17 protein-coding genes are annotated in these 18,768 nt (G+C 52.3%); 2 read left to right on the top strand and 15 right to left on the bottom strand.

Translation table 11 applies throughout. The features are described 5' to 3' along the window. Nucleotides 1-131: 131 nt before the first annotated feature. From NST04_RS31980 to NST04_RS31965, 4 genes are all read right to left on the bottom strand, one after another. Nucleotides 132-905, bottom strand: a complete 774-nt coding sequence (locus tag NST04_RS31980) for a hypothetical protein (RefSeq protein WP_341187812.1) — start codon at nt 903-905, stop codon at nt 132-134. Between the two features lie 31 nt (nt 906-936). After that, on the bottom strand, nt 937-1,629 hold the full coding sequence (locus NST04_RS31975) for an ABC transporter ATP-binding protein (protein ID WP_341187811.1): 693 nt from the start codon (nt 1,627-1,629) through the stop codon (nt 937-939). A 211-nt stretch (nt 1,630-1,840) separates the two neighbouring features. After that, on the bottom strand, nt 1,841-3,058 hold the full coding sequence (locus NST04_RS31970) for an aminotransferase-like domain-containing protein (RefSeq protein WP_340942530.1): 1,218 nt from the start codon (nt 3,056-3,058) through the stop codon (nt 1,841-1,843). A 67-nt stretch (nt 3,059-3,125) separates the two neighbouring features. Beyond that, nucleotides 3,126-3,782: a response regulator transcription factor gene (locus NST04_RS31965; protein WP_341187810.1), complete on the bottom strand. Its 657-nt coding sequence runs from the start codon at nt 3,780-3,782 to the stop codon at nt 3,126-3,128. Between the two features lie 370 nt (nt 3,783-4,152). Between NST04_RS31965 and NST04_RS31960 the strand changes: the two genes are divergently transcribed. Together NST04_RS31960 and NST04_RS31955 are read left to right on the top strand one after the other, a co-directional pair. Next, nucleotides 4,153-4,560, top strand: coding sequence for a hypothetical protein (locus NST04_RS31960; protein WP_341019923.1), 408 nt, complete (start codon nt 4,153-4,155; stop codon nt 4,558-4,560). Beyond that, a complete protein-coding gene (locus tag NST04_RS31955; RefSeq protein ID WP_341187809.1) occupies nt 4,557-5,624 on the top strand; it encodes a phosphodiester glycosidase family protein in 1,068 nt (355 codons plus the stop codon). The genes NST04_RS31960 and NST04_RS31955 overlap by 4 nt, the downstream gene beginning before the upstream one ends. A gap of 385 nt (nt 5,625-6,009) precedes the next feature. Here NST04_RS31955 and NST04_RS31950 read toward each other — a convergent pair whose 3' ends face one another. From NST04_RS31950 to NST04_RS31900, 11 genes are all read right to left on the bottom strand, one after another. Then, nucleotides 6,010-6,264, bottom strand: coding sequence for an AbrB/MazE/SpoVT family DNA-binding domain-containing protein (locus NST04_RS31950; RefSeq protein WP_036697751.1), 255 nt, complete (start codon nt 6,262-6,264; stop codon nt 6,010-6,012). A 158-nt stretch (nt 6,265-6,422) separates the two neighbouring features. Then, nucleotides 6,423-6,887, bottom strand: coding sequence for a tRNA (uridine(34)/cytosine(34)/5-carboxymethylaminomethyluridine(34)-2'-O)-methyltransferase TrmL (gene trmL, locus NST04_RS31945; protein WP_036697752.1), 465 nt, complete (start codon nt 6,885-6,887; stop codon nt 6,423-6,425). Between the two features lie 249 nt (nt 6,888-7,136). Further along, on the bottom strand, nt 7,137-8,228 hold the full coding sequence (gene serC / locus NST04_RS31940) for a 3-phosphoserine/phosphohydroxythreonine transaminase (protein WP_341188121.1): 1,092 nt from the start codon (nt 8,226-8,228) through the stop codon (nt 7,137-7,139). Between the two features lie 106 nt (nt 8,229-8,334). Continuing rightward, on the bottom strand, nt 8,335-9,219 hold the full coding sequence (locus tag NST04_RS31935) for a hypothetical protein (protein WP_341187808.1): 885 nt from the start codon (nt 9,217-9,219) through the stop codon (nt 8,335-8,337). A gap of 144 nt (nt 9,220-9,363) precedes the next feature. Then, nucleotides 9,364-12,111: a GH36-type glycosyl hydrolase domain-containing protein gene (locus NST04_RS31930; RefSeq protein ID WP_341187807.1), complete on the bottom strand. Its 2,748-nt coding sequence runs from the start codon at nt 12,109-12,111 to the stop codon at nt 9,364-9,366. Between the two features lie 809 nt (nt 12,112-12,920). Then, the gene (locus NST04_RS31925) at nt 12,921-13,115 is read right to left on the bottom strand and encodes a hypothetical protein (RefSeq protein ID WP_341187806.1); all 195 of its coding nucleotides are present in this window, start codon (nt 13,113-13,115) and stop codon (nt 12,921-12,923) included. A gap of 141 nt (nt 13,116-13,256) precedes the next feature. After that, the gene (gene glnA / locus NST04_RS31920; RefSeq protein ID WP_036697759.1) at nt 13,257-14,681 is read right to left on the bottom strand and encodes a type I glutamate--ammonia ligase; all 1,425 of its coding nucleotides are present in this window, start codon (nt 14,679-14,681) and stop codon (nt 13,257-13,259) included. Next, complete coding sequence (locus NST04_RS31915; protein WP_341187805.1) at nt 14,671-14,949, bottom strand: hypothetical protein; 279 nt, start codon at nt 14,947-14,949, stop codon at nt 14,671-14,673. The genes glnA and NST04_RS31915 overlap by 11 nt, the downstream gene beginning before the upstream one ends. Nucleotides 14,950-14,963: 14 nt before the next feature. Further along, the gene (aroF, locus tag NST04_RS31910; RefSeq protein ID WP_036697765.1) at nt 14,964-16,010 is read right to left on the bottom strand and encodes a 3-deoxy-7-phosphoheptulonate synthase; all 1,047 of its coding nucleotides are present in this window, start codon (nt 16,008-16,010) and stop codon (nt 14,964-14,966) included. A 294-nt stretch (nt 16,011-16,304) separates the two neighbouring features. Further along, the gene (locus NST04_RS31905; protein WP_341187804.1) at nt 16,305-17,261 is read right to left on the bottom strand and encodes a 4-hydroxy-3-methylbut-2-enyl diphosphate reductase; all 957 of its coding nucleotides are present in this window, start codon (nt 17,259-17,261) and stop codon (nt 16,305-16,307) included. Between the two features lie 57 nt (nt 17,262-17,318). After that, complete coding sequence (locus NST04_RS31900) at nt 17,319-18,767, bottom strand: sensor histidine kinase (RefSeq protein WP_341187803.1); 1,449 nt, start codon at nt 18,765-18,767, stop codon at nt 17,319-17,321. Between the last annotated feature and the right edge of the window lies 1 nt (nt 18,768).

The raw sequence follows: 18,768 nt of genomic DNA, 5'->3' as shown, positions 1-18,768 counted from the left end.
TCAAATCAGTCACCATCAGTTTAGGTTTTGCCTGGCACGGCCAGTAACAATCCAGTAAACGATGTGTTTATGGAAGATTTAATTGACTCCAGCCTAACATAGCATCCGGTAAAATTCAAATGAAAATCCGCTCATTTTCCGTGAAGCTCATATTTGCGCCCGTTCAAGAGCGCACTGCCTGCAGCTCCGGCCAGCAGCGCTACCAGCAGGTTCATGCCGACCGACAGCCAGTTAATGGTCTCGTTAATGTTGGACGGCTGCTCCCGCCCCGCCGGGCTAACCGTGAGCAGATTCGCATATTGCTTGAAGCTGTCCACGGCTGAGGAACCGATACTGAAATGCTGGCTCCCCCGGATCACCAGAGCGAACTGGATGCCGGTAATAAGGACAATGAGGGCAGCAATGCAGAGGTGGCTCAGCGCAGGCTTACGGAATCTTTTGGCAGCTGCCAGGGCCAGACCAATCAGCGCCAGGCCCGCCGGAAGGCTGCACAGCTTGGAGAGTATGAAGTAGGTGACGCCCAGCGCGGGACTTGTGGAGCGTGCCATCCGCAGCTGATACAGTCCTTCGGGATTCAAGAAGACATCCAGCAAAGTGGTAGACCAGACTGCGGTAAGACCCAGCATGAAGACAGCAGACTTCACACCGAAGAGCGCAGAGGTTCGCAGCGGCAGCAGATGGTTAACCGGCATCGCACCCGTGAAGAACTCCTTGTAATAGTCCATGTAGATATAGACCGGCAGCAGAATGCCTATCACCATATTTACCAGCAGAAAAACGAAGGCCATATCCTGTCCCCGGTCAAACAGAAAATACAAATTAGCCAGACCGCTCAAGGCGGTGAAGATAGCAAATACAGCGAAATGCTTCCGGCATTCCAGCTTGAATTGATGCCATTGAACCATGATGTTCTCCCCTTTTCTTGTCTTTAACAGATTAAATCAGACGTTTGAATAACTCCTCAATCGGCACACCATGTTCCCGCCGCAGCTCCTCCACGCTCCCCTGCAGCAGCACCTTGCCGTCATTAACGAACACCACATCCGTGAACAGGCTCTCGACATCGTGAATCAGATGCGTACTGATCAGAATCGAGCTGTCCGGGTCGAAGTTATCCAGAATAATCCTTATAATCTTATCCCGTGTGGAAGGGTCCACCGCCGCCAGCGGCTCGTCCAGGACGAACAGCCGGGCCTTGCGCGCGAACACCAGCGAGATACTCACCCGCTCCTGCATCCCTTTGGACAGAGACTTCACTTTATCCTGCAAATTCAGTCCCAGCTCTGCAATCATGCTATACGCCTTCTCCCGCTGAAAATCGGCAAACGAGTGGTCAAAAAAAGCAATGCTCTCTTCAATCGACATCCATGGATACAGGAATTCACGGTCCGGCAGATAAGACACCATTTTTTTGGTTTCCAGGCCGGGGCGTATGCCGCTGACCGTAAGGCTGCCTTTATAATCCCGCAGCAGAGAGACTATCAGCTTCATCAGCGTCGTCTTTCCCGCCCCGTTAGGCCCGAGCAGCCCTACGATTCTACCTGTGGGAATCGTCAGACTGAGTTGGTCTAGCGCGGTCTTCTTCCCATAGCGTTTCGTTACATTCCTGCACTCCAGTACATTCTCCATCGCTTGCATTCCACATGCATCCCCTTTGATAGGCATTGGTCTCTATTGTGTTTCTTTTCACAATTGATTAGACGCATGTTCTTCCTAGATCCCTGCACGGTCAAATAACCCCACATAGCGGGGCCCCGAAACCCAAAAAACCGCCTGCCGTCAAGGCCAAGCGGTCACTCTTCTTACAAGAAGTCCTATCAATCATGCTCTTGATGGTTTTCTAGCTGCGGGCCGTGAACTCAGTCACCGCTTCACTCATCAGGTTCATCCCGAGCAGCAGCTCATCACGGCCGGGATGGCTGAAGTTGAGCCGGATTCGGTCTGAGCCTCCGCTTACACTGCAGAGCGGGCCTGGAAGGAAGGCTACCCCCTTGGATAGCGAAGCACGCAGCAGAGCCATAGCGTCCAGTCCTTCGGGCAGCGATACCCAGAGGAACATGCCGCCGGCCGGCATATCATACACACTGTTCTTCCAGGCCGGACGCTTCAGCAGCTCCGCCATCAGCTTCAGGCGGGTATTGTATTCGCGGTTCAGCAGAGCGATATGCTCCCGCAGATCAAAGGCCGACACACTGAGCAGATGATGCAGCAGCCGCTGGTTCAGCGAGCTGGACTGCCAGTCTGCCATCTGCTTGGCGGCAGCCATCATGCCGATCAGCTCGCGGCTTCCCGCCGCCCAGCCCGTCCGCAGCGCCGGTGCGACCGTCTTGCTGAAGGAGCCAATGTACAGCACATGCCCGCCTTCGCTGACATTCTCCAGTGCGTATAGCGTTGGGTATCTCTTGGAGGGATGGCCTTCACTCCGCTGGAAATGCAGATCGCCATAGGAATCATCTTCCACGATCAGCACATTATGTGAGATGCACAGCTCCAGAATCTCTTGCCGCCGGGCAAGGCTCCAGAGCACTCCGCTGGGATTGGTGAAGCTTGGCGCAGCGAACAGCATCTTGGGCCTATAGCTGCGGATCGTTCGGCGCAGATGATCCGGCAGCAGGCCGTCCCCATCCCCCTGGACCGGAATAATGACGGCTCCCTGCATCCGCAGCGCCTGCAGAATACCGGGAGATGTCGGATTCTCAACCAGCACATGATCCCCGGGATCGATATACACCCTGGACAGCAGATCGATGGCCTGCTGACTGCCCGTTGTCAGCAGCACTCCTCCTTCGGCTACCGCCACTCCTTTACTGCGGAGCCAATCTCCGGTCAGCCATTCGCGGAGCGGGCCATACCCCTCAGGCTCCCCGTATTGCAGCGCACTTGCATCTGTGGAGATCACGGTAGATGCCGCCTCAGACAGCAGTGACAGCGGAAATAATTCTTCTGCCGGGAGCTCCTCCGCCAGCGAGATCAGCGTACCCCGGCGCGTCTCCTTACGGATACTCAGCAGCGGTGAAGATAACAATGTATGTGCGCGCGAAGAAAACTCATACTTCATACGCTTCCCCCCTTTATCTGGTTTAAGAATATTCCAGTCCTGACGCCATTATGTCGTAATACAGGGATTATGCGTAGATTTGCTTGTTCTGTCTTGAGAAAAGCGCGAACTTCTCAATCGCCTGCGCTCTTGTCGATACTTCCAGCTTCACATAAATCTTGCGCAGGTAGTTATCGATTGAACGGCGGCTGACTTCAATTTCAAGTGCGATTTTGTCGTATGTAATTCCTTGCACAATGCGTTCCATGATGAACATCTCAGTCTGCGTTAGCTGCAAAACACCTTCCAGCCCTCTGGAGGAGGCTACCGGACGGAAGCCCTTTTCGATCCATTCCAGCGGAATGGAGAGGAACCCTTCGCGGATACCGCGGATCATCTGCAGAAGCTGACCCGGAGTGGCTCCCTTCGACAATACCCCGCTCGCTCCGAGTTCAATCAGGGGCAGGAATATTTCCTTATCGTTCTCCTCTGTCATGATAATAATGTGAGAGCACGGTGAGCTTTTTTTCATATCCGGCAGCACCTGCTCTATGGTTCCACCTTGCATCTGATAATCACTCAGCACCAGATCAGGCCGGGATTCCTCCATGCCTGCGAGACATTCCTCCCAGGTAGCGTACATGCCATATACCGTCAGTCCCTCCTCATCTTCCAGTATCAATTTTGTTCCCAGCATACTTGTGGGATGACATCCCACGATGACCACCTGCCAGACCTTCGTCATTAATGCCCAGACCTCCTGCTATCTATATAATTTTCCAGAATGGAAAGCGCTGTAAGCGTTTCCTGTCAACACGCAAGCAAGGATCTATGCTGTCTAAGTCTATTCTTCCTTCTTTTACCTTGAATACGTCCATCAGATATTCCAATCTATAGAAATTGTATCGCAGTAGTTTAACAGGATGCAATTACTTTTTGTCGTTTCTGCGCGGCTCTTTCACTTTTGCGAAAAACCTGAAAGTCTGATAGAATGAGGACTTGAAAAATCCCCCCACAAAGTGAGGCTTTGGCTTCGATGTTTATTCAGATACTTTGCGGGGACCCCGAAACATGTAAATTCTTTATCTTGAAAAAATATGGCTTGAGGTGATGAAATGCAACCGCTAGCGGAATCGACCCGGGTACACTCTCGCCGGAGTGCAGAGAGAAGCGGCTCGTCCGTAAAATGGTTTCTACTGTTCTGGATTCTGATGATCGCAGCCGGCGCATATGCCGTGTACAGCTACACCAATCATCTGAAGGATCAGGTGCTGAGCCAGCTTGGATCTCAAAGCCAGCAGCAGCTTACCGTTTTGAAGACCGACTACGAGTCGAAGATTGCCGTTCTGTCAGAACAAGTGAAGGAGCTTCAGAGCACCGTGCAGACATTCAACGAGCTGCTGACCTTCACCAAGGATAATGCTAGCAACAAGACGGACAACAGCAACAAGCTGTACACGCAATTAAGCGAGGTCAAGAAACAGCTTGACACGCTCAAGAAAGAGATGGATTTGCTGAAATGATGACTCCTGTCAAAAGAGTGAACCGGTTCTTCATGCTCCTGACCGCTCCATTGTTCGGACTGCTGCTCTGTCTGTGGCTGTACCAGCCCCCGCTTGAGCTTAAGCTGAATACTGCCCCCTTCGCAGCTGACCCCGGACCCGTGAATGAAACCGCCCAATTGAAGCAGGACCTGGCTGTGGCTAAGAGCTATGCCGCGTACACCATAGACTCTATCGGCACCAGTGCACAGCTCTACAAGCAGACTACGAATGCCATGAACGCATTGGTCAGCACAGCAGCAGCCCAGACCTCCCGTCCCGAGCGGATCTATAACAGCCGGATTAGTTCCCGGCTCGGCATTCCCGCCGATGTGATCAGCAGCGACCGGATTACCATCGAATTATACCGGCTGAACCCCGGCAACTATACAGCATACGCAATGAAGATTAAGCTCAAGGATTCCTCAGCCATGAAGATGAGCCTCGCCGGTGACGGCACGGGAGCTTCGGAGACCACCATGCAGGCCGTGAACCGCTACGGCGCCTCGGCCGGTATTAATGCCGGCGGGTTCGCTGATCAGGACGGCAAGCGTTATCCGCTCTCGACCACCATCGTCGGCGGACAATATCTGTACGGCTTCGAGCCCAGCTACAAGGATCTCAGCTTCGTCGGTCTGAACAAATCCGGCCAGCTGATCGGCGGCAAGTTCACCAGCCGTGACCAGCTTGATCAGCTGGAGCCGGTATTCGGGGCAACCTTTGTCCCCGTGCTGCTGAAGAATCAGAGCAAGACCGCCATTCCGCTGAAGTGGCAGCTGACCCCGAAGCGGGCACCGCGCACTGTCATCGGCAACTATAAGGACAATCAGCTGCTGATTCTGGTCGCTGACGGATATAACGAGAACGGCAACTCAGGAGCTACACTGGCTGAGCTGCAGGATAAGCTGTACAATCTCGGCGTCATCGATGCTTATAACCTGGACGGCGGCGGCTCATCGTCCATGATTTTCCGCGGCAAGGTCATTAACAAGCCTTCCGACGGCAATCTGCGCCGCGTCCCGACCAACTTCCTGTTCTTCAAGTAACCCTAAGTATAACCGTCAATGCTAAATATCACATTTTTATTTATTTTTACAAATTAAAAGGGTATACTCAGGGTAACGAAGATCGTCAATAATGGAGGTGCCTGTATGTCGTTCTCCCTGACTTTTTGGATCGTGACCCTGGTATTCGTACTGTTTCTGGCCGGTATTCTTACTTCTTCCTACAACGACGACAAGACTAAGGGGCTGTAACCCGCCCTCCGCTAACAATCTGCCGGACGTATACCACAAAAAGGAGCACCGCACTGATGTGCGGCGCTCTTTTTGTGTTCTTCACTATTCACTGAAGCCGAGTCCAACCAGCATCCATGTTATAAGACGCCGCGTACGCGTTTTACCCTATGTAGATAATTGATGCGCTCTACGCTTACGCGTGTTTTGGCAGTTGGGTCATCTCGGTAAGGCAGCTAGAACAAATGTAACGGTCTTTATATTCGCTTACGCCTTCCATAGATCCGCAGAAGACACACTTCGGACGGTAACGTTCCAGAATAATATGGTCGCCCTGAACGAGAATTTCTACAGGATCACCTTCATTCATTTGATACCTTTTACGCAGAGACTTAGGCAGAACAATTCTACCCAGCTGATCTACTTTACGTACAACGCCAGCAGGTTTCATATCTAACTTACACTCTCCTGTTCAACTTATGATTAGTAGTGCCATTCCATTTCTGACTTCGAAGTTCACGTACCCTATTACTTTCTTCGGCACTAATCAACTATTTCGTTACTAAAATGTCGAATCCTGCTGAAAAAAATAAAAAATGATGTCAACTTTTAGAAAAGTTGTGGGAAATCCAGTTGCCGGAGCGCTTCATAGACCACAATCGCTGCTGAATTGGACAAATTAAGCGATCTGACCGCCTCACTCATCGGCATCCGCATTGCCGTTTCCTGACCAGCCTCCAGGATCTCTGCCGGCAAGCCCTTGGTTTCTTTCCCGAACACGAAGAAGTCTCCATCCCGGAAGGCGAAATCACTATAGCGTTTCTTGGCCTTGGTGGTCGCGTAGAAGAACCGCCCTTCCTGATACTTCTCCAATACTTCACTGAAGGAATTATGATATTCAATATTCACCGCATGCCAATAATCGAGTCCGGCACGCTTCAGCGTAGCATCATCTGTGCGGAAGCCCAGCGGGTGCACGAGGTGAAGATGAGTACCTGTCGCCGCACAAGTACGGGCGATATTGCCGGTATTCGCCGGAATTTCCGGTTCCACCAGCACAATGTGTAATGCCATAAGTCGGATGCTTCCTCTCTGTAGGGTCTTAAGGAGTGGGGCGGAGTAAGTATCCGCAGTGCCTTCCTTGTCCCTGTGATGTATTCTTGCTGCTTGCAGGTACAGGCCGGGCTCAGGTGATCCTGGTTATGGGCAAAATAACCCCACAAAGTGGGGCTTTAGCGTAGGGTGATGACTCAGGTACTTTGCGGGGACCCCAAAACATAGAAACCTTCCGCTGCCAGGCGGAAGGTCAGGAACGTTCTTAGATTACCCTTGGGTTTGCTGGAAATGCTTCATGAAATCAGCCAGCGCCTTCACGCTCTCATGCGGGACGGCGTTGTAGATCGAAGCCCGTAAGCCGCCTACGCTGCGGTGTCCCTTGAGACCGACAAAGCCTTCCGCTTCGGAAGCTTTGATGAACTGCTTCTCCAGCTCCTCCGATTGCATCCGGAACGTTACATTCATGATGGAACGGCTGCCTTCTTCCGCAACTCCGCGGTAGAAGCCGCCGCTGCCGTCGATATAATCATACAGGAGACCTGCTTTGTCACGGTTCTTGGCCTCAGTGCCGGCAAGCCCGCCCTGTTCCTCAATCCATTTTAACACTTCGTTAACCATATATACAGAGAAGGATGGCGGCGTATTGTATAGAGAGTTGTTCTTGTAATGAGTATCATACCGCAGAATCGTCGGAATATTCGCCGGAGAACTTGCGATCAGCTCTTCCTTGGCAATCACTACGGTGACGCCCGACGGTCCGAGATTCTTCTGTGCACCGGCATAGATCAGGCCGAATTGGTTCACATCGAAGTCGCGGCTCAGAATATCACTGGACATATCGGCAACCAGCGGAATATTACCGGCATCAGGATACTGTGCATACTGCGTGCCTTCAATCGTCTCATTCGAGGTGATATGCAGGTAAGCCGCATTGTCCGCAGCCTTGATGCTGCTAAGCTCTGGAATAGCCAGGAATTTCTTGTCTGCCGAGGATGCGGCTACATGGCCGCCGCCTGTCAGCTTGGCTTCCTTCAGGGCTTTGTCCGCCCAGCTTCCTGTCATGACATAGCTGCCGACCTGGCCTTCACCGATAAGGTTCATCGGAACCATGGCGAACTGTGTGCTTGCTCCGCCCTGGATGAACAATACCTTGTAGCCCTGCGGATTGCCGAGGAGCGAAAGCAGGCGTTCCTGAGCTTCATTATGCACGGATTCGTATATCGCCCCACGGTGCGACATTTCCATAATGGACATTCCGCTCTCCCGGAATTCAACGAACTCCGCCTGTGCACGTTCCAATACTGCCAGCGGCAACGCTGCCGGACCGGCATTAAAATTGTATGCTCTCTTGCTCAAAATAACTCCCACCCTTTCTCTCCTATGAATATGGATATCGCTATGATAGCAGATAACGATAAACACCAGCAAGTATAATTATTCACATAAGAGGTAAGCTAGACCGCATTCAGGAGGCCGAAAACTGGTAGCTGCGGCTCCATTCCTTGCTGTGACGCGGTAAAATAGTGATGTCAGCAAAAACCTCGGGTGAAATTACATGCTTGTCTCCCCATAGCGCAATCCGCTCAGCAGCGAAATCTCCGCTCTCTCTGATGCAGGCTCCAGTAGGTTTATGGATCAGCTCCCAGTAGTAATCCGCCTCCGCCTGCTCCCAGCCTTCGAGTTTGCAATAGAATTGGCGGTCCGTTTCCCCGGCCCATGTCAGGCTATTTCCGTCTATGCTGAGTAAATTCTCCGTATACGCCGATTCCGGGGCCACGATCTTCGGCGTTCCCGGCAGCCTAAGCTCATAATCCGTTCCTACGGGTGCCCCATCGATGCCGACAAAATTATGAATATACTCTTCAATCCGCAGCGCTTCAGACCCTGTATTCTCTACATTGTAAGAAATGTCCAGCCGGTTTCCTTCCAGCTTCAGCGTCTTGACCAGCCGCATGCTGTAGCCCCGGCATTCCAGCGGCTGCACAGTGTATGTAACCGAGTCTCCGCTCCACGCTTCAGTGACCGGGAATGGTTGTAGCGGATACTCCCCTACGAATGAATAAGGCTCATCACTCTGCTTCTGCAGCAGCCCGATACCGAATTTGGGGAACCATTCCCCAGGAGCAGCATCCTCATAGCCAATTGCCCGGGAAATGCCAAACTCATTGCAGAGGCCACTCCCTCCCGTACCCTGTCCGGGAACCAGACTTTCCGGAACGCAAAAGGTATGCCCGCCCTGCTCCAGCTTCACTCCTGTAATAAATCCTGTCCAGTCAAAACGGGTGCCTCCATAGGCTCCCACATCAGCAATCTCTACGGTCAGTACTCCATTGGATAGTATACGTGTCATTGATCTCTTTCCTTTCTGTCCTGGTTGGACGCAGCACATCCTATCATAGCATTTCCAGGGCCGTTCTATACGGTGTATTTGTATATTGAAAAGCCTGCTCTGCGCGGACCGGCAGTGCAGGCGATAGAGTTCAGCAGCTCCGGCTTAGGCCAGTTCTACCTCCAACAGATGGACTTCTCCTTCAGACAGGTCTGTCAGCAGGCTGCGCGGGATCACAGCACCCTCTGAGACGCGCTGAAGCGTTACCTCAGACCCGTTCAGGCGAACTGCGTGTATTTGGTACTCTCCGTACTCCGTGCTTCCAGAAGCCGTATAGACGACTTTCAGCTCACGTCCGGCAAAAATAGTCTTGATAGAGGCGCTTTTATCGCCGTCAAACTGTTCATTCACAAGCTTCGGCTGCAGCAGCAGGTCGCCGAGCTTGCCTTTGACGCCAAACACTTCAGTCACCATTGTCAGGAGCAGCCAGCTTGCTGAGCCAGTCAGATAGGTGTACATTCCTCTGCCCTGCTCATTGATATATTCCGGAATTCCGGGATACATCCGGCTGACCTCGAAGTTCGCACTCAGGTTATACAGTGAATCCAGCACCTTGCGGCCCTCTTTGACGTATCCGCGTTTATACAGCGCATTGCCGTACATAACAGTCATGTGGCTGAACATCGCTCCGTTCTCCTTGTGTCCGAAGGCGAAGCCGAACGCCCGGCCCAGATTCTGCTGAATGCCGCCGAAGTTGCTGTTCAGACGGTAGCCGATTTTTTCATCGTACAGATTGCGCTCTACCGCCGAGATGATCGCTGGAATCTGCTCTGGAGCAGCCGCGTGGCCGAGGAGCGGGAAGACCTGTCCGGTAAGCGTCATCCGTGTGCTCTCAGTCCATTCCCCTTCTACACGTTCACCGTCATTATTATAATAGCCGTTGAACCAGCCGTCGCCGTGTCCGCTCTCTACCCATTCATTGCGGCGCAGGTGATCGAAGATCCATTCCGCCTTACGGGCGAGATCTGCTGCAACCTCTTCAAGCTTCAACACAGCTCTTACTCCGCTCACCTTATTCGGCGCAGCAGCATAGAAGCGGCTGAGCAGCTCATGCTTTGCCGTCACCGATTCATAATCGACAGCTTGGCCGAGCGAGTCAAGCAGCAGTACCATCTCTTCGGCCAGCTCCAGCGTATCTCCGCCCGTCCGTTCCTTCAGAGTAATCAGCAGCTTGGACAGATCGAGCAGGTTACTGGCATAGAAGGCTGTGAAAGTAACACTTTCGCCCCGCTGTGCAGCCATATCGAGACCATCGTTCCAGTCCGCTCCTTCCAGCAGGATATTGTTATGCTCACCCACATTGAAGAAAGGAACCAGATTCTGCAGCAGAATATGCTCCAGAATAGTACCTGTATATTCTTCGCCCGCAGTTGTCCGCAGACTGCTTCCTGCTCCCGGCTCCCAGGAGGCATCGCGGTCCTTACAGCGGTTCATGAAGGTATCACGGAAGTAGGTCTGCTCCTGCAGCAGGAAGTCCAGATCCCCGCTCTGATCCAGGTATAGCATAGTAGTCAAGAACGGCCACGCCCCATGGTCCATCCAAACCCGTGGAATATTGTTCCGGTCGGCAATGAATTCGCCCGGCTGCTGCCCGATGATCGTCGCATTGCTGCCGTCAATTCGAACTCCGGCATAGTTGTTCAGCAGCAGGCTGCGCACATCCGCAGGTTCCATGATTAATAGAGCCAGGCAATCCTGCCAGAGATCGCGCCAGCCGCGTCCCCCTCTGCCATAATCGTGGTAAGGCAGGAACGAGTTGCCGTACAGTCTGCGCAGCACCGGCTGCAGTGTCACCCATTTCATCCATTCGTCAGCAGCATGATCTCCGGTATGGAATTCTACCGTATTGACTTTATCCGCCCAGAAGCGCTTATTCTCTTCAAGCAACGCGTCAAAAGCCGCAGCCGAGCCATATTTGGCCATCAGCGCCTGCACATCGATTCTATCATTGTCAATCGCCATGACTACGACATAAGAATGGCTCTGACCCGGCTCCAGAGTAATCGCGGCGAACCGCAGTCCCCCCAGCGCCTCATATCCTTCCCAAGGCACTCCGCCGTCTTCCCCAATCGGCGGCGCCAGATTGTTCACGACTGCTTCCGGCCAGTCCAGACTTCCGCCCTCGCCGATGAATTCCTCCTGCACCGGGAATAATCCGGTTGGCAGCGCTCCGCTCCCGTCAGTCCCGAATACCCCGTAAGAAGTATGATTCACCCGGTGGCCGCGTTCGTCGAAGGACAGGGCAGGCTGCACCTCTACACCACAAGCCGAAGTATAGATCCGGTTCAGCAGCGAGGTGACATGCCGGTGATCGCGCAAATCGTCTGCTGAACGCGCATATAGCGGAATAGCCGCAGTAGGAGTCAGCTTAATCGCCTCTGTACCGCTGTTCGTAAGTACCACCTTCATCAGCTCAACCTTGTCGCTCCCGCAGGGTACGAAGCTTGTGATCTCCGCTCTCAGACCCAGCTCCTTACTCTCCCGGGTCACTCGATGCCACAAGAGTCCTGCCTCCAGCAAGGATTCATCTGCTGCTTCTCCATAGAATGCCGCATTCTGCCGTGCAGAATTACCCGCAGCCGACCAGGCGCCCTTGCCTTCAATGTATACCCAGAAATTACGCGAGGCGCGGGAATTATGCAGATCCTCCACCGAGATGGGTGGTGTCAGAAAAGTATTATGGCCCGAAGTGGCCTGACCATGCAGCTTAGGACTGACCGAGGACATCATGCCCCCTTCATTCACTAGCGGAAAATATAAAAAGCTGCTCCGGTCCGGCTGCTCCAGCCGAAAGTCCCCGTTATTTCCGGTGAAGCTCCAGCCTGTTCTTGTCACCTTTGATTGATCCTTCAATACATTCATCCTCCCTGTTCCATGACAGCAGATCTCTTCTTGTTTGCGTATGACCACATAATTGCTCAACCACATAATTGCAATAACACATAACCGAAATTCCCGATACCGCTTTCCGAAATCGGTTTCGGTTTCATTATCACACCGTTATTTCCCTTTGTAAAGCGTTATTTGTAACTTATGAGCAGAGATAAATGTGCAAATTTTATACTTTAAAGCTCAAAGCATCATATGTAATTGCAATTTCATTACAATAATACTATTTTTGTAACGAAACTTTACGAAAACACAATATAAAGCTATTTGTAACAAGTGCAAATGAGCTTCCACCTTTATTCAACTAGCAAATATTCACTGAATTCAGGTGCACTTGTGCTCTTCATTTAGCTCGTTTGCCCAATATTGCTGAATTCAGGTGCACTTGTGCTCTTCATTTAGCCCATTTTCCCACCATTCGCCGAATTCAGGTGCACTTGTGCTCCTCATTTAGCTCGTTTACCCACTTTTGCCGAATTCAGGTGCACTAGTGCTCTTCATTTAGCTCGTTTGCCCACTTTGGCCGAATTCAGGTGCACTTGTGCTCCTCATTTAGCTCGTTTACCCACTTTTGCCGAATTCTGGTGCACTCGTGCTCTTCATTTAGCTCGTTTGCCCACTTTTGCCGAATTCAGGTGTACTTGTGCTCCTCATTTAGCTCGTTTGTCCAATTTTGCCGAATTCTGGTGCACTTGTGCTCCTCATTTAGCTCATTTGCCCGCTTTTGCCGGATTCAGGTGCACTAATGCTCTTCATCATTACTCCCAATCAGTTTAATGAGCAGCAGCACCAACAGAGGGAATTATCCCTCTCATTTTACTTCCGAGCCAACTTTTCGCTGAATCTGAGGGATTTATCCCTTTCATTTCATCCATTTGCCAACTTCCAGCTAAATCAAAGGGATTTTTCCCTTTCTTCTGACCTTCTAGCCAACTCCCACTTAAATCAGAGGGATTTATCCCCTTCACCTTTTACCTTTTCACCTTTTCCCTATACTATCCACCCTTCCACCCCACCCTCCAGCACGAATTGCCGCACGCAAAAAGCCCCCGGAATCAATGATTCCAGGGGCCTTTCTATCGTACTATATTACAATAGACTAGCTTATCTTATACGTCGAAGTACAGGGAGTATTCATGCGGATGAACGCGGATGGCAACAGCTTGAGCTTCGGAACGCTTCAGGGCGATATAGTTATCGATGAAGTCCTTAGTGAATACGCCGCCCTCAGTCAGGAATTCGAAGTCAGCCTCCAGTGCATCCAGCGCTTCGTCCAGGGAACCAGGAACGCTGCGGATCTTCTCTTTGTCTGCATCAGACAATTCGTAGATGTTCTTGTCCAGCGGACCGTAGCCCATTTCTTCAGGGTTGATCTTCTTCTTGATTCCGTCCAGGCCAGCCATCAGCATAGCGGAGAAGGCCAGGTAAGGATTAGCAGTGGAGTCCGGTGTACGGAATTCGATGCGACAGCCCTTAGGTGTCACAGCAGCAACCGGGATACGGACAGCAGCGGAACGGTTACCCTTGGAATAGACCAGGTTGACCGGTGCTTCATAGCCAGGAACCAGACGTTTGAACGAGTTGGTGCTTGGGTTCGTCAGCGCGATCAATGCAGGAGCATGATACAGGATACCGCCGATGTAGTGCAGCGCCATTTCACTCAGGTTGGCATATGCGCCTTTTTCGTAGAACAATGGAGCATCGCCGTTGAAAATCGATTGGTGAACGTGCATTCCGCTACCGTTATCACCGAACAGCGGTTTTGGCATGAAGGTGGCTACCTTGCCGTATTGACGTGCAGTGTTCTGCACAATGTATTTGTAAGTGAGGAGATTATCGGCTGTTTTCTTCAGGGTGTCGAAACGGAAGTTGATTTCCGCCTGGCCTGCTGTTGCTACTTCATGGTGATGACGCTCGATTTCGAGGCCGGCTTCACCCAGCAAACGGCACATTTCACTGCGGATATCCTGCTGGGAATCCACTGGAGCTACAGGCACGTATCCGCCCTTCACGCCAACCTTGAAGGCCATGTTGCCGCCTTCTTCCTTGCGGCCAGTGTTCCAAGCTGCTTCCTCGGAATCTACGTAGAAGGAGGAAGTATTCATTCCGCTCTCGTAACGTACATCGTCGAAGATGAAGAATTCGGATTCAGGTGCGAAGAATGCTGCTGTACCTACTCCACTGGACTGCAGGAATTCTTCAGCCTTCACTGCGATACCGCGCGGGTCGCGCTCATAACGTTCGCCATCAGGTGTGAAGATGTCGCACATAATGTTCAGCGTAGGGTGAGCAGTGAACGGGTCAATGTAAGTGGTGCTTGGATCAGGCATCATTACCATATCCGACTCTTCAATCCCCCGGAAGCCGGTAATGGAAGAACCATCGAATGCTACCCCATTTACAAAGGTTTCTTCTTCAACTGCGGATGCTGGCAAAGAGATGTGGTGAGCACGTCCACCCAAATCTACAAACCGGAAATCCACCCACTCGATATTGTTTTCCTTGATCGTCTGCAATACTTTTTCAACCGACATGCTTAATTCCTCCCCAGATTCCGAACATTAGGCCGCTCATCGTATCAAATGTTCTTGTTTTTATTTTTTTGCTGTCGTCATTATAAATCGCATACCTAACATCGTCAATGCTTATGTCAGGTATTTCTTGCGACAATGTAAGATATTCTGACGCTTTGGTGAAAATGCCAATTTCATCCGGATTCCATGTCACCTTTGTCCCATATGCAGCAAAAACAGCCCTCATCCTCCAGCCTGAAGCGGGAGAAGAGAGCTGTTCAATAGTCATTTATACGTTGAAAATCATACTACAGGCGAAGCCTCCAAAGACGGAGAGAACTTGCGGCCCACCAGCGGTGCCAGCTTCTCCAAATCCCGCAGCAGGCTGTCGAACTGCTCAGGGAACAGGGACTGCACGCCGTCACCGGTCATGGAATTATCAGGGTCGGTATGCATCTCGATAATCAGACCGTTGGCGCCGGCAGCAACCGAGGCCTTGGCCATAGGAGCTACCAGCTCACGGCGTCCGGTGCCGTGGCTCGGGTCAGAGATTACCGGCAGGTGGCTGAGGTTCTGCAGCACAGGAATGGCCGACAGATCCAGCGTATTGCGTGTGTAGGTCTCGAAGGTACGGATGCCGCGCTCGCACAGCATGACATCCCGGTTGCCTCCGGCAAGAATGTATTCCGCCGCATTCAGCAGCTCATCATAGGTCGCACTGAACCCGCGCTTCAGCAGCACAGGACGGCCGCAGGTGCCCAGCTTGCGCAGCAGGTCAAAGTTCTGCATGTTGCGTGTACCTACCTGCAGAATATCTGCATGCTCGGCACAGATATCCACATATTCCGGTGTCATAACCTCAGTAATAGTCAGCAAGCCGTGACGTTTGCCGGCTTCCGCCATCATCGTCAGCCCTTCCACGCCAACCCCCTGGAAGCTGTAAGGTCCGGTACGCGGCTTAAAGGCGCCTCCGCGCAGCACCTGGCCGCCGGAAGCCTTGACCAGCCGGGCAATCTCATCAATCTGCTCCGGTGATTCCACGGCACACGGACCGCCCATAATAACCATGTTCTCCCCGCCGATCTTCACTCCGCGGATATCGATAACCGTATCCTCCGGATGGAAGTCGCGGCTTGCCAGCTTATAGGATTTGGTAATTTTAACTACATTCTCTACACCCTTCATCTGGCGCAGATGCTCGGCAAGCTTCGGAGTGACACCCCCGACCAGTCCGATTACCGTATGGTCAGCCCCTACAGAGAGGTGGACCTGCAAGCCTTCCTTCTCAATCACGGCAATAATCTCATTCACCTGTTCCTGAGGTGTTTGGTTGGATGTAATAACGATCATATGATAGCTCCCCTTTTGAACCCGTATTAGTGTTGTTGAATAGAGCGGCCGACTGCCGATCCTCAAATTTACTATCTCGCTACGACGCGTGTACGCTTTTAAGCACTAAAGTAATCTTAGCGCATATTCCCCTTTCAGTCAACCATTATTCCCCTGGCTACACGTGAATTCTATGTGGCAGAACGGCGAGTGACCTTCTTTTTTCACAAAAAAAAGCAGCACAACCCTCTCAGGCCGCACTGCCGGTTAATCGCTATGAGTACATGTTTAGGATGTTATTGCTGTTCAGAGCTGTCAGCTGGTGCTTGCTGTCTTATTCTTCACCGGCGGCAGAAGCTTCGCCATATTGACCGTGCGCTTGATCTCCCAGGTCTCCGGCTTTGCTTCGTCATACTGCTCCAGATAATTAATAACTTCCTTCGTGATCGGTGTCGGCGTAGATGCGCCGGAGGTCACACCTACCTTGGTAATTCCCTTCAGCCACTCCGTATTCAGCTCGGAGACGTCAGCGATCCGGTGAGCCGGGACTCCGGCAATCTCCTCGGATACCTGCGCCAAGCGGTTAGAGTTATTGCTGCGCGGATCACCCACCACAATAACCAGCTCACACTGGCCCGCCTGCTCAGCGACAGCTTCCTGCCGCACCTGCGTAGCCATGCAGATCTCATTATGGACCTCAGCGCCGGGGAAAGTCTCCAGCAGCTTGCGCATAATATGCTTGATATCCCATTGGCTCATTGTGGTCTGGTTCGTAATAACAATCCGTGAGGAAGGAATAGAGAGGCCGGCAATGTCCTCTTCCTTCTCGATCAGATGGACATGCTCCGGCGCAATTCCCACCGCACCTTCGGGCTCCGGGTGGCCTTTCTTGCCGATATAGATAATCTCGCAGCCTTCATCAACCTTCTCCTTGATGAGGTCATGCGTCTTCGTAACATCCGGGCAGGTGGCATCCACCGTGGTCAGTCCTTTGGCGCGTGCCATCTTACGGACCTCTGGCGATACGCCGTGCGCTGTGAAGATGACTGTTCCCTTATCTACTTTATCTAGAATATCCAGACGGTTATGCCCGTCCAGCGTAATGATTCCGTCATCCTCGAAGGAGTTCGTGACATGGCTGTTGTGCACAATCATGCCCAGTATATAAATCGGCCGGGGCAAATCAAGATTCTGCGCAGCCTGCCGTGCCATCACCATAGCATCGACGACGCCATAGCAATAACCCCGGGGAGAGATTTTGATGACTTCCATGAATTCACCGCTTTCTGCTGTCAATGACTGCTGTAATAGGAGCCACTCAATTATACCCTATTCCAGCGGCGGGGCAAAGAGCAGCGGCAGCCAGATCACAAAGGTAGTCCCTTCCCCTTGACGGGTAACCACCTCAACAGAGCCTCCATGCTCCTCAATAATCCATTTGGCAATGGACAGTCCGAGCCCGATACCTTCCGTGATTCCTCTGGATTCATCTGCGCGGTAGAAGCGGTCGAAGATATGCGGCACCTCATCTTTGTCCATCCCGATTCCCGTATCGGCAATGCGGATTCCCACCTGATTCTGATACAGCAATGCATCCAGTGAAACCTCACCGGCCGGGGTATATTTGAACGCATTGTCAATGAAAATAAACATCATCTGCTGCAGATAATCCTTATTGCCCAGGATATACTTCCCGTTCAGATGGCCCATCTCACCGACAGACCACTCCGCTTCGCGCGTCAGGAAGGACGCCCGGCGGGCCACTTCCGTCATCATCGGCTCCAGTGCTACCGGCTCGATCTCGAAGGTCCGGCCGGTATCCGCCCGGGCCAGTGAGAGCATATCTGCTACAAGACGGCTCATTCGTGCCGCTTCATCAGCAATATCCTTCACCGATTCAATCGAGAGCTGGCGGACATCCGCCTCGGACATCCGGCTGTCATCCGGCTTCATCTCCCAGACCTTTTGCAGCAGATCAATATTCCCGCGGATGGTTGTAAGCGGTGTCCGCAGCTCATGCGAAGCATCCGAGACGAAGCGGCGCTGCGTGGCATAGGCCTCCTCCAGTCCCGTATAGAAGCCTTCCATCCGCCCGAGCATACTGTTCACCGTCTCAATCAGCCGCCCGATTTCATCCTGCGGACCGTCATAGACGATCCGCGAGCTGAGGTCAGTACCCGTCTGTATCCCGTTCGCTGCTTCAATGACCTTGCCAATCGGGCTCATCGCCTTGCGGGCCAGGAAGAGGCCGAAGGTGAAGGCTGCAAGCAGGGTAGCGAAGGAACCGGCCAGCAAAATATTCTTCAGCCGGTTCAGCAGTGTGACCTGCTCCCCTGTATATACGGCAACCTGAAGGACAGCAGGGAAACTGCTGTTATTGAGATTAATGTTGAAGCCCTTCTGATAGATCAGAAAAGGATTGCCGCCGTAGTTGGCTTGCAGGAACCCCTCTTCTCCGGGGAGATCCTCCTTGGCAGGAACCTTGAACTTCAAGCTGATCTCTGTCATGTTCGGACTGGGGATTAGTCTGTCCAGATCATAGATGTACATCTGGGCGAACAGACTTTGGCCCGCAGGTCCGCCTAGCACCGGCTGCAGCGAGCCGTCAGAGGTCAGCCCCTGCTTCAGTTCAACCTGATGGGACTGGCTCAGGAGCCGGCTTTTCAGATCGCCATACGTATTAATATAGACAAAGCCGTAGATTACGGCCGACAAGACCAGCAGCATAACGGCAAGAATCCCTGAATACCAGGCAGTGAGCCGCAGTCGTATGGACATA

Origin of the sequence: Paenibacillus sp. FSL H7-0756 (assembly GCF_038006765.1) — a bacterium.
Classification (GTDB): domain Bacteria; phylum Bacillota; class Bacilli; order Paenibacillales; family Paenibacillaceae; genus Paenibacillus_AQ.
Note: the sequence above shows the minus strand (reverse complement) of the source record. Positions and strands in the feature narration are given on the sequence as shown.

Bases quoted from the DNA above. Each gene is read 5' to 3' on its own strand.
- NST04_RS31980 (WP_341187812.1), bottom strand. From the start codon at position 905: ATGGTTCAATGGCATCAATTCAAGCTGGAATGCCGGAAGCATTTCGCT.
- NST04_RS31975 (WP_341187811.1), bottom strand. From the start codon at position 1,629: ATGGAGAATGTACTGGAGTGCAGGAATGTAACGAAACGCTATGGGAAG.
- NST04_RS31970 (WP_340942530.1), bottom strand. From the start codon at position 3,058: ATGAAGTATGAGTTTTCTTCGCGCGCACATACATTGTTATCTTCACCG.
- NST04_RS31965 (WP_341187810.1), bottom strand. From the start codon at position 3,782: ATGACGAAGGTCTGGCAGGTGGTCATCGTGGGATGTCATCCCACAAGT.
- NST04_RS31960 (WP_341019923.1), top strand. From the start codon at position 4,153: ATGCAACCGCTAGCGGAATCGACCCGGGTACACTCTCGCCGGAGTGCA.
- NST04_RS31955 (WP_341187809.1), top strand. From the start codon at position 4,557: ATGATGACTCCTGTCAAAAGAGTGAACCGGTTCTTCATGCTCCTGACC.
- NST04_RS31950 (WP_036697751.1), bottom strand. From the start codon at position 6,264: ATGAAACCTGCTGGCGTTGTACGTAAAGTAGATCAGCTGGGTAGAATT.
- trmL (WP_036697752.1), bottom strand. From the start codon at position 6,887: ATGGCATTACACATTGTGCTGGTGGAACCGGAAATTCCGGCGAATACC.
- NST04_RS31935 (WP_341187808.1), bottom strand. From the start codon at position 9,219: ATGACACGTATACTATCCAATGGAGTACTGACCGTAGAGATTGCTGAT.
- glnA (WP_036697759.1), bottom strand. From the start codon at position 14,681: ATGTCGGTTGAAAAAGTATTGCAGACGATCAAGGAAAACAATATCGAG.
- NST04_RS31915 (WP_341187805.1), bottom strand. From the start codon at position 14,949: ATGACTATTGAACAGCTCTCTTCTCCCGCTTCAGGCTGGAGGATGAGG.
- aroF (WP_036697765.1), bottom strand. From the start codon at position 16,010: ATGATCGTTATTACATCCAACCAAACACCTCAGGAACAGGTGAATGAG.
- NST04_RS31905 (WP_341187804.1), bottom strand. From the start codon at position 17,261: ATGGAAGTCATCAAAATCTCTCCCCGGGGTTATTGCTATGGCGTCGTC.
- NST04_RS31900 (WP_341187803.1), bottom strand. From the start codon at position 18,767: ATGTCCATACGACTGCGGCTCACTGCCTGGTATTCAGGGATTCTTGCC.